The organism is Lactiplantibacillus fabifermentans DSM 21115, from assembly GCF_000498955.2.
Taxonomy (GTDB): domain Bacteria; phylum Bacillota; class Bacilli; order Lactobacillales; family Lactobacillaceae; genus Lactiplantibacillus; species Lactiplantibacillus fabifermentans.
Window position 1 is genome coordinate 16,919 of record NZ_AYGX02000039.1, and the last position, 10,434, is coordinate 27,352.

11 protein-coding genes are annotated in these 10,434 nt (G+C 43.5%); 2 read left to right on the forward strand and 9 right to left on the reverse strand.

All coding sequences use genetic code 11. The features are described 5' to 3' along the window. Positions 1-191 precede the first annotated feature (191 nt). The 9 genes from DY78_RS03040 to DY78_RS03080 form a co-directional block, all read right to left on the reverse strand. Positions 192-758, reverse strand: a complete 567-nt coding sequence (locus DY78_RS03040; protein ID WP_082621213.1) for a TSUP family transporter — start codon at positions 756-758, stop codon at positions 192-194. After that, entirely contained in the window at positions 683-994 is a 312-nt protein-coding gene (locus DY78_RS03045; protein ID WP_051385233.1) for a TSUP family transporter, read from the reverse strand. The genes DY78_RS03040 and DY78_RS03045 overlap by 76 nt, the downstream gene beginning before the upstream one ends. An 18-nt stretch (positions 995-1,012) precedes the next feature. Continuing rightward, positions 1,013-1,423 carry a PTS sugar transporter subunit IIA gene (locus tag DY78_RS03050; RefSeq protein ID WP_024625058.1) on the reverse strand — a complete coding sequence of 137 codons (411 nt, stop codon included), beginning with the start codon at positions 1,421-1,423 and terminating at the stop codon, positions 1,013-1,015. Further along, on the reverse strand, positions 1,423-2,337 hold the full coding sequence (murQ, locus tag DY78_RS03055) for an N-acetylmuramic acid 6-phosphate etherase (protein WP_029779006.1): 915 nt from the start codon (positions 2,335-2,337) through the stop codon (positions 1,423-1,425). The genes DY78_RS03050 and murQ overlap by 1 nt, the downstream gene beginning before the upstream one ends. Position 2,338: 1 nt before the next feature. Continuing rightward, positions 2,339-3,187 carry a MurR/RpiR family transcriptional regulator gene (locus tag DY78_RS03060; RefSeq protein ID WP_024625060.1) on the reverse strand — a complete coding sequence of 283 codons (849 nt, stop codon included), beginning with the start codon at positions 3,185-3,187 and terminating at the stop codon, positions 2,339-2,341. Then, a complete protein-coding gene (locus DY78_RS03065) occupies positions 3,188-3,664 on the reverse strand; it encodes a PTS sugar transporter subunit IIB (protein WP_024625061.1) in 477 nt (158 codons plus the stop codon). It abuts the gene before it with no gap. A 14-nt stretch (positions 3,665-3,678) separates the two neighbouring features. Continuing rightward, positions 3,679-4,473 carry a PTS system mannose/fructose/sorbose family transporter subunit IID gene (locus DY78_RS03070; RefSeq protein WP_024625062.1) on the reverse strand — a complete coding sequence of 265 codons (795 nt, stop codon included), beginning with the start codon at positions 4,471-4,473 and terminating at the stop codon, positions 3,679-3,681. Beyond that, positions 4,466-5,278: a PTS mannose/fructose/sorbose/N-acetylgalactosamine transporter subunit IIC gene (locus tag DY78_RS03075; protein WP_024625063.1), complete on the reverse strand. Its 813-nt coding sequence runs from the start codon at positions 5,276-5,278 to the stop codon at positions 4,466-4,468. The genes DY78_RS03070 and DY78_RS03075 overlap by 8 nt, the downstream gene beginning before the upstream one ends. A 245-nt stretch (positions 5,279-5,523) precedes the next feature. Beyond that, positions 5,524-7,191 (reverse strand): BCCT family transporter, encoded by a 1,668-nt coding sequence (locus DY78_RS03080; protein WP_024625064.1) that lies wholly within the window; start codon positions 7,189-7,191, stop codon positions 5,524-5,526. Positions 7,192-8,085: 894 nt separating this feature from the next. Between DY78_RS03080 and DY78_RS03085 the strand changes: the two genes are divergently transcribed. Next, a complete protein-coding gene (locus DY78_RS03085) occupies positions 8,086-9,924 on the forward strand; it encodes a heavy metal translocating P-type ATPase (protein ID WP_024625065.1) in 1,839 nt (612 codons plus the stop codon). A 15-nt stretch (positions 9,925-9,939) separates the two neighbouring features. Further along, complete coding sequence (locus DY78_RS15720; protein ID WP_033614523.1) at positions 9,940-10,119, forward strand: hypothetical protein; 180 nt, start codon at positions 9,940-9,942, stop codon at positions 10,117-10,119. Positions 10,120-10,434: the final 315 nt, after the last annotated feature.

The window sequence follows — 10,434 nt, forward strand, 5'->3', positions numbered from 1 at the left end:
GCTTCATAAGACCGTCGTCACCCGATTTCTTTATTTCGATTACAAAGCCCATTATAGGCCCGCGGTGTAAACCTTTAATTATCGTTTCGTAAAGTTATCGTTTAGATTTGATAAAAGTAGCACCTAAATAAAAAATCATTCCAGTCTGGGCACCCCAACTGAAATGATTTTTTATTTAGTTCCGATTCTGACTACGTCAACCACATGATTAGTTTCATACCATTGAAAATATTCAAACCAATCACAAAAATGACAACTAACTTATAAAATATTAATACTTGCCGGTCAGATATTTTATTGGTGATTGTCGCTCCAGTATAGCCACCTAAAATGGCCGCAATCATAATTGTCACCACAATGCTGATGCTTAAACCTAGCCCATTTATAAATGGTAAGTTCACCAATAATTTCATCAATTGCGAAAAGAAAATACAGACAATTGAGTATAATACTGCTTTTTTTGAGCTGAAGCTAAACACGTAAATTAGCAAGGCAACATTAATTGGTCCGCCACCAATCCCAAGAAAAGTGGAAAGCGCCCCTAAAAATATCCCAGAGACAACAAATAATAATTGGCGGACAATTTTGCCAAACTCGTATTTTCCAGGTTTAGACATGATTAATGAAATCACTAAAATAATCACTAACACGCCTATTTGAATTAAATTTACTAGTGGTTCATTTAATAGCCAACGACGAAAGGCATTAAAAACAAAATCGCCGAGGCTCCCCCCATCAATGAGCCGACCGCAAAGCAGGTCACTTCAGTCCAATCGAGTAACTTTTTAGTTGCTGGTTTAGACATATTCTTAGCCGTTGAAACAATTGCCATCACAAACACGGCTAAGCTGGAATAAAAGCCGATTGTCGCCAAGCGGTCGCCACTAAATGCATCGAGTAACGGCTTGATAATCACGCCCCCACCCATACCGGAAACCGCACCAATCGTATTAGCAAAGAAAATAATGATAAAGTACAGTCCTATCTTCCCCATAGTAGGCCCCCACTTTCACTATTCGTCTAAGTCATCGAGGTCTAATTCATCATCTTTAACGATTTGAACACCTTGAGTCCCGGTCTGTGCCAACTGTTGCATCAATTTATCAACATCTTGTTCACTACTCAGAGCATAGTCAATAATCATTCCCAGATTCAGTCCCGCCATGACATGCAGATTAGGAATCGTCGCAGCTACATTAACGACACTATTACAAGGCGTTCCCCCTAATAAATCTGCCAACGCAATCGTTGGTACCGTTGGATCAACTGCAGCTTGAATTTTTGCAATAGTTCCGCTTAGTCCATCATCGGCCGCCATCGAGACCACCGCCACATTTTCAATCTTACCCGCAATCATTTCCGCAGAGTTTAACGCTTCTTGAGCCATCTTGCCATGACTTAATAATAGTAAATTAGGTTTCATTACGCGTAGATCCCTTCAATTTGATTAATGTCACCATGATTTTGTTCAAATAAGGCTAGTGCTGCTGGATATGCCAACTGTTTCTTATGCATGATAATACCAACCGCAATATTATGATGCGCTGTTTCAAATAGCGTTTGTGCTTGGTCCATTGAGAGTGGCAAAATCTGTTGTAAAATTCCAATCGAACGTTTGACCAACTTCTCATTTGTAGCCTGAACATTAATCATCAAATTTTCGTAAACATAACCTAACTTAATCATAATGCCAGTCGACAAACTATTAAGGACCATCTTTTGCGCACTCCCCGCCTTCATCCGTGTTGAACCCGTAATAACTTCTGGACCCACAACTGGATTAATTGCGACTTGTGAGCTAGCTTGCATTGGATTATCAGGATTACAAGTGACCGAAATTGTTAAAGCACCCAATTCATTAGCATAGTCTAGTGCCCCTAAACAATAGGGTGTCCGACCACTAGCTGCGACGGCAATTACTACGTCGGCATCCGTTAGCCGTTGTTCCTTTAAGTCATCAACGGCTAAAGTTCTGGAATCTTCAGCACCCTCAACGGCAACGTACATCGCCTTTTGACCACCAGCCAATAGGCCAAAAGCCCGCGATGCTGGTACGCCATAAGTTGGTGTCAATTCAATGGCATCTAAAGCACCCAGCCGACCTGAAGTTCCAGCGCCAATATAAATCAGGCGCCCACCATTTTTAAAGCGTTGCGCTGCCAATTCAATGGCTTGACCAATATTATCAGCTTCTTTAGCTACCGCTTGTGGGACTGCCGCGTCTTCATGGGCAATTAAGGCCGCAATTGCCGAGCCATCCAAGGTACCAATGTTCAGCGTATTTGCGTTACGGGTCTCAGTTACGGATTGAAAGTTACTCACATCATTTACCTCCATTTCATTCTTTGAGATCGTGGACAATTTCGTTCGTATCAATCGCCGAAGTATAAGCATGATCAAAGTGAAGGCGCATTAATCCCATGAATAATAAATCAGTAACAAACATGGTCGAGATTTTAGACGTAATGGCCGAAACTCTAACAAGCCGTTCATTGTTTGGCACTAGCAAATTAATATTTGCTAATGACTGCAACGGGCTGGCTTGGTCACGAGTGATAGCCACCACATTAATATTTTTACCGCGGGCATTGCGAACGCCGACATTAACTTCTTTGGTCTTGCCAGAATAAGAAATCGCGATAACCACATCTTCAGTCGTTGCATTACTGAGAAATTCCAAGTTCATGTGCGCATCCGTTTCGTAAAACGTCTTAATACCATAGCGATTCATGCGATGATACAAATCGTAAGCGACAATTCCTGAAGTACCAATTCCCAAAAGATAGACCGTTTTGGCTTGGTCGACTAATTGAATAACTTTTTCCAATTGCGATAAGTCTAATAAACCCAACACCTTTTCCGTACTCGAACTATAAATTTTAGACACTTTCCGAGCTAATAAGTCCAGCGAATCATCGGCTTCAATTACCGTATCTACTAAGTCGGATTGTTCAGCAGATATTTCACTGACAATCGCCATACGAAATTGGTCAAAAGTTTCAACATTTAGGCGCTGGCAAAAACGGACAACCGTCGCCGCTGACACCGAGACGCGTTGACTTAACTCAGCTGTTGTCATTTTGGCAACCGCCGCGGGATTTTTTAAAACAAAATCGGCAATTAGTTTTTGGCCCTTACTTAAGGACTCATATTGTTGTTCAATTACTTCAAGAATAATAATCTCCACCTACTTTAAATATGTCTCAATTGAGGCATCACTTTCTGTTGGCACCATTTGGGCCGTAATTTTAATTCCATCTGCTAATAATGTCCGCAAAGCTTGCACGTCATCTTCAGTGAGTGCCACTGATTTTTTAATTGCATGTGAACCTTCTCGTGGCGCGATATTACCAACATTAAAGGCGGTTAGCGGAATCCCACCATCAATCAACGTCTTCATGTCTTGAATATTACGCGTAATTAAGAAGCAGTTATCATCAGCGTACTTACCATTATTAATATTTAAAATACCTTTTTCAACTGATAAAATCGATAACTTCACACCAGTTGGCTTAGCTAATTTTAACGCGCCGATTTGTAATTTGTCATGAACCGCTTCGTTATTGACAACAATAATCCGATCAGCATCTAATAAATGTGTCCAAATTGTCGCAACTTGACCATGAATTAACCGTTCGTCGACCCGTGCATTTAAAGTTCCCATAATTATTTATCCCCCTAAAAGATATTTTTCAAATTTCCAAGTAACATGCCTAACGCAATTAAGACAAAAATCAATTTTGTTGAATTCATTTTCTTCTTACCTAACAACCAGTATGAAAACATGACAATGAGTAATGGTGCTAACGCTGGTAAGATTTGATCCATTAAATCATTCGCATTTAACGTAACTTTACCGACTTTGTATTTAAAATCCAATGAATATGTGATAACTGATGGAATCAAAGCACCAACGACCGTCAATCCTAAAATAGATGCCGCATCCGTCAACACTTTCATCCGGCCGGCAAAGTCCGTGGCTAACCGCGTCCCTTGATTATATCCAATCCAAGTGAACTTATAGCGTACCCATAATATAACTGCCCCCGCAATAATCGGAATAATGAGGCCGACCGCTGAGCCTGATAACGCCATATATGATGCAATCGAGAAAATAATGGCCCGATATATTGCCAAGAAAATCGTATCGCCAACACCGGCAAACGGTCCCATGAGCCCAGTCTTTAAACCGGTAATTGCCGCATCATTTTCAATCCCACTCTTTTCTTCCATCCCCATATCCGCACCAACAATCAGGTGCGACATTGGTTGACTTGTATTGAAATAACCTAAGGACGTTTTGAGTGCTTTGGTCATCCCAGCCTTATCATCCGCATAAATCTTCTTTAAAGCCGGCATAATAACCCATGAGTAGCCTAAGCCTTGCATCCGCTCGTAATTCCAGCCCCATTGCAAGCCGAAAATATTCCGCCAATAGACTTTTTTGATATCTGATTTTTCAAGTTTACTCATCGATTTCCACCTCGTCATCATCGTCGTCGACTTCAACATCACCGTTGCTGGTCGTGGCAGTATGTTCTTTATTTCCTACAAAGATAACGTAAACACCAGCCATTGCTAACCCAACTAAGGCGGCACCTAGAATTGAGAAGCTCTTACCACCGTATGCCAGCATGACAAAACCAATGATAAAGAATGGCCAGTACTTCTTAAGTGGTAAGTAACGCATTAAGATGGCAATCCCCATCGCTGGTAAAATCATCCCAGCGGTTTTAAGACCATCCATGAACCACTGTGGAATAAACGAGTTAATCGCGTTTACCACACCTTGACCAAAAATCAACCCAATCGCCACTGGTAACACTCGGGAAACAATCCAAGGAATGGTACCTAATACATTGCTACGTTCGACCCCACGATAGTCACCGGCTTCGGCATACTTATCAGCTTTAGCTTGGAAGAACGTATTCGTTAACCGGGCTAAGATATCCAATTGCGTTAGGAGCAAACCAATGGGCACTGCTAACCCAATCCCATATTCGGCACCTTTACCGGCAATGATGGCATACGCCGTTCCCATAATTGAACCCGTTAAAAAGTCCGGAACGGTGGCCCCACCATACGTTGCCACGCCTAAAGTCATCAACTGTAATGTTGCGCCAACAATTAATCCGGTTTTCAAATCCCCCATTACCATACCGGTTATTGCACCACCAAATAGCGGGGAATACGGTCCAAGCTGAATTGAAATTTGGTCTAAGACTGCCAGACTAACAAATACACATAAAACAATAATTACTGATACTGAAACTGACATTTTGGCACCTCCATACTTGTAATCGTTTTCAACAACATCATAATAGCTTATTTAAATTAAAAATGCAACGATATTTCATATTTTTATTCTATAGCTAAAATTATGAAATATCGTTTCATTTGTTTGTTCAAATTAAATTACTTATTAAGTTTCAACCAATCAATTGCCGCATCAGCTTTTTTAAGGAGCGAAAAAAAGAGCCTGGCAACCATCGCCAGACTCAATTATTGATAATATTTATTGTTTTAATCAGTCTCCGAAGCCGACTTACGGGCGGCGCGGCGTTCCCGCGCATAGTCAGACTTGGTAGAAATTTCCACATCACGCGCTAAGCGGGCTCGTTGGGCCGCCTTGGTAGCTTTGGCACTCGCTTTAGCGGCTTCTTCGACTGGATCAGTCGTTAAGTCGTGATGAATCGAGTAAAGCAAGATCATTGCCACCGCGGTCAATGGGAAGCCGGACATGGCACAAATCGATTGAATCGACTCGAAACCACCGACCGTCACTAGCCCAAGTGAGAAGACTAAGAAGATGACGACCCAGCTCATCCGATTGAAACGGCTAGGTTGTTCACCAACTTCGAGCTTCTTACTCGTAAATGATGACGTGATGAAAGCAAATGACGACACCGTCGTTGCCAAGAAAATGAAACATGACAAGCAATATAAGGCCAACATAATCATTTTAAACGGCAGAGTCGATAAGACCGCGGCAATCACGGCCGCTTGACCTTGAGTATTTAAAATGTGGACTAAGTTGACGATGCCCATCTTTTGTAAGTACAAGGCGTACCCACCTAAAACGGCATAAAAACTAACACAGCCGAGGGAACCCCATAACAACATTCCACCTAAGACTTGGCGAATCGTCCGGCCGCGTGAGATTCGAGCAATGAATAAGCCCATCACTGGCATGAACGATAACCACCAGCCCCAGTAGAAAATGGTTTGGCGTTGCATCGCAGTCGCATGACCGTTTGGCGCCGTATTCGTACTTAAACTGACAAATTTATTAATGAATAAACCAATACTGTTCGTTTCAGAATTTAAAATATACAACGTTGGGCCGATGATTAAGACTAAAACCAAAAAACCAATCGCTAACCACACGTGGGCCGCACTTAAGCGACCAATCCCGCGTTTCAAGCCATTAAAGACAGCGACCGCAAAAATGACAAATAATAGGGCAAATAAGCCTAATTTAAGCGTCATATTATCAGGAATCCCAGTAACGGCACTCAAGACTTTCGAAATAACGGGGATTTCCATCCCAACGGAAGTCCCAACCCCGCCCATAATCCCAATGATGACAAAGAAGTCAATCAAATTACGGACCAGTTGTTTACCTTTACCAGGGCCTTGTAAAACGGTAATCGCGGCACTCAGCCGTTGCACTTTGGCATGTTTAACATACATGGCATAGGCAATCGCAATCGTGGCCGGCGCAAACATCATCCACGCCATCGGACCCCAGTTGAATTGACCTAGCATATGCGCATAGTTATACGCAGAAGTTGAAAACGGCTTGACGCCGAAGGATGGGCTTTGGAGGTAACGCAACGGGTCAACCATGCTGAGCATTAAAATGCTGGCATCAATCCCGGTCGCGTAAACCATACTACCCCAGTGATACGTTGAAAATTCTGGTTTGTCGTCGGGATCACCTAATTTAGTTTTCCCGAGTTTACTAAATCCTAAGTAAATGAAAAAGATAAAGTTGATAACATACACCGACATGTACAACCAGCTCATGTTGTTAGTTAACCAGTCTAAGATACCATCCAAACTCGTTTCTAACGCTTGCCCCCCGGTCAATAACACGACCGATAAAATGACAAACAAGCCAATTGTTGGTAAATATACCCACCAATCAATATTCTTACTTTTTAAAATAATAAACCTGCTACTGAACATATACTTTCTATATAAAAAAATTTCGTGGTTCTTCCTGCCATTGACTGGTAGTCCCCACGCGTTAATTTCCGACTAGCAATCGGTACACCCCTTCGAGTGGGTTCCTCGAAGCACTCAGTACCCTGACCGAATCAGGTTTAAACGGCTTTGCTGGTTAAACTCTGTTTTTGCTAACTCAAAATCAGTAGCAGAATTTCCTTCTTTCCGTTGGTTGAGTTTTAACCTGCGCCATACTGACAAATTGTTATCTTTTGCGTAATCGACGTTGGCGTTCACCATAGCGCTGATAGAGTGTGAGCCCCGGCGGGTAGCGCACGAGCATTGCCTAGTCTAAGGCATAATGCGGTTTTGGCATTCTGACTTAGACGTAGCAAGCGGAATGCGCTGCCGGGGCGAACACGTTTCGACCATCTAAGCCGAAACCCATACACACCACGTAACGATTATTGTTACTAATATCTTGCTAATGGATAACCCCCTTGAATTCATCAGATAATTATTTTTTTCATTCGACCTCATAGCAAGTTTGACCAAGGTCAGGATACAAAAAAACGCGCGACCGGGTAACAAGTTACCACCTGTACAGCGCGGATGTCTTATACAAATGCTGATTTCAGTATTTTTCTCTGATATCTGATGTTCATGTATAAGTATACTAGTATTAAATCATATGTAAAATGTGCGGTTTACCGGCGTTTAAGCCTAACATGTTAAGCTTAAACGCTCTTTTTGCTAGCTAAAATCACCAAAACTTTCTGAAAAAATAGCAAAATTTCCACAAATAATTAAAATTACTTTAGAATCATTCTTATCTGTTCCATTTATCAAGTGACCATGTTATGATTATCACAATAATAAAGGATTCGCTTACATCATGCAAGAGGAGGGGTTATGATGCGTCATTATTACAAATTAACGTTAACTGTCAGTGTTGGGGTCATTGCATTGATCTTACAATTTGGGTTTCACCAACAATTAGCCGCTCAGCTAATTATTACCCTATGGGGGTCAATCATGGCATTGTCCATGTTAGTCGAAATGGTGAAAACGCTCAAGTCGGGCAAATACGGGGTCGACTTATTAGCGATTACCGCGATTGTTGCGACATTAGCCGTCAGCGAATATTGGGCGGGATTAGTGGTCTTAATTATGTTGACCGGTGGTGACTCACTGGAAGACTACGCCGCCAAGCGTGCCAATACCGATTTAAAAGCATTACTCGATAACTCGCCCCGCACGGCCCATCGCTTAGCCGCTGGGCAGCTACAAGATATCGCTGTCGAAGCCGCTAAAGTTGGCGACCAATTAGTCGTTAAACCGAGTGAACTCGTCCCGGTTGACGGGCACGTCATCGAAGGTACCGCTTTGTTTGATGAATCATCCTTAACCGGTGAATCCAAGCCCGTTGAAAAAAAGGTCGGCGACGACGTCATGTCGGGGGCCGTCAACGGTGACAGTGCCGTGACCATGATCGTTGATAAAGTCGCGGCTGACAGTCAGTACCAGCAGTTAGTTAAGTTAGTTCAAGAATCTGAAGCCCAACCGGCGAAGTTCGTCCGGTTAGCCGACCGCTATGCCGTGCCCTTTACCCTCGTCGCGTACGTCATTGCTGGCGTTGCTTGGGCTTTAAGTGGCGACCCGCATCGTTTTGCGGAAGTCTTAGTTGTCGCTTCCCCTTGTCCGTTAATTTTAGCCGCGCCGGTCGCGTTAGTGTCAGGTATGAGCCGCACGAGCCGCAACGGGATTGTCGTCAAAACTGGGGACATGCTAGAAAAAATGTCGACCGCTAAGTCCGCGGCTTTCGATAAAACGGGCACGATTACGAGTGGCCAATTAAATGTCAGCCAAATCGTGCCGCAAACTGGCTTTGAAGCGGCCCAAGTCATGCATCTGGCCGCCAGCGCTGAACAAAATTCAAGCCACATTTTAGCGCGTTCCATCGTCAAATACGCCAATGACACCCCATTAAGTCCGGCCGAAGATTTGGCTGAAGTGACGGGTAACGGGGTCACCGCCACCGTTGATGGTCACGCCGTTAAAGTCGGCAAACTCAATTTTGTCGACCCAGACACGCCGCGACAACCGTTAGACCAAACCGCCATTTACGTCGCTATCGACGGTACGTATGCCGGGTATATCACGTTCATCGACAACGTTCGGCCCGAAGCCGCGGCGACGTTACAAGCCTTGCACGCGGAAGGTGTTAAAAACGTCATGATGCTCACCGGGGATCAACGGGCGATTGCCGATAAAATCGCTGAAAAAGTCGGGATTGATACCGTTCAAGCGGATTTATTGCCCGCGGATAAAATTGAAAATCTCAAAAAAGTTCCCGCTGAATTGCGACCGGTCATCATGGTCGGTGATGGTGTCAATGACGCCCCATCCCTAGCGGTGGCTGATGTCGGCATCGCCATGGGAGCGCATGGTTCCACGGCCGCCAGTGAATCGGCGGATGTCGTTATTTTAAAAGACGATTTGAGCCGCGTGGTGACGGCCATTCAAATTGCCAAGGATACGATGCAAGTGGCCAAACAATCGGTCTGGATTGGGATCGCCATTTGTACTATTCTTATGTTAATCGCAAGTACGGGGATTGTCCCTGCCTTGTTTGGGGCCATGCTCCAAGAAGTTGTCGACACCGTTTCGATTCTCTGGGCACTCCGGGCATTACGTGACCGTCCGGGTTCCACAGTCAAACCCATCAAACCGACGCCGGCCCATCAAAATTAGATTGGATGTGAACCGATGTTACCGGATTGGTTATTGAATTGGTCCCGCGAATGTTTGATTTTTATTACGATATTAACTTTAGTCTCCGTCATCTTACTCCAAGTACCACTGCGAGAAACTTTAATTGTCGACTTTGTCTACATGGTCGTGGCGTTTCCATTCGCCTGGCGTAGAGGACATCCTAAAGATAACTAAAATCTAGCCACTACTTGATACTCATGAAAATAACGCCGCAACGACAAAAATCGTTGCGGCGTTGTTTTTTATTCCAAATTAGATGTTAGCGGTGCTGTAAAAAGTCGTGAGAACGTCGTTAGTTCAGCGTGATTATTGGCAATCTACAATACCGACATTTTTGAAAATCTGTGCTTAAACTCGTTTATCATCCAGCTATCTTGTGACCCATCATCGATAATAAACAAAACTCAATCACAGTCCCGGGTGCTACGCTTTATTATTAGGTAGATTGCAAATTTAATCCGAATTTTTGGACAAATTGTTCAGCATAAC

What these genes read in the sequence shown, in the direction of transcription:
- DY78_RS03080 (WP_024625064.1), bottom strand. Translation starts at nt 7,191, where the DNA reads ATGTTCAGTAGCAGGTTTATTATTTTAAAAAGTAAGAATATTGATTGG.
- DY78_RS03085 (WP_024625065.1), top strand. Translation starts at nt 8,086, where the DNA reads ATGCGTCATTATTACAAATTAACGTTAACTGTCAGTGTTGGGGTCATT.
- DY78_RS03050 (WP_024625058.1), bottom strand. Translation starts at nt 1,423, where the DNA reads ATGAAACCTAATTTACTATTATTAAGTCATGGCAAGATGGCTCAAGAA.
- DY78_RS03045 (WP_051385233.1), bottom strand. Translation starts at nt 994, where the DNA reads ATGGGGAAGATAGGACTGTACTTTATCATTATTTTCTTTGCTAATACG.
- DY78_RS03065 (WP_024625061.1), bottom strand. Translation starts at nt 3,664, where the DNA reads ATGGGAACTTTAAATGCACGGGTCGACGAACGGTTAATTCATGGTCAA.
- murQ (WP_029779006.1), bottom strand. Translation starts at nt 2,337, where the DNA reads ATGGAGGTAAATGATGTGAGTAACTTTCAATCCGTAACTGAGACCCGT.
- DY78_RS03075 (WP_024625063.1), bottom strand. Translation starts at nt 5,278, where the DNA reads ATGTCAGTTTCAGTATCAGTAATTATTGTTTTATGTGTATTTGTTAGT.
- DY78_RS15720 (WP_033614523.1), top strand. Translation starts at nt 9,940, where the DNA reads ATGTTACCGGATTGGTTATTGAATTGGTCCCGCGAATGTTTGATTTTT.
- DY78_RS03070 (WP_024625062.1), bottom strand. Translation starts at nt 4,473, where the DNA reads ATGAGTAAACTTGAAAAATCAGATATCAAAAAAGTCTATTGGCGGAAT.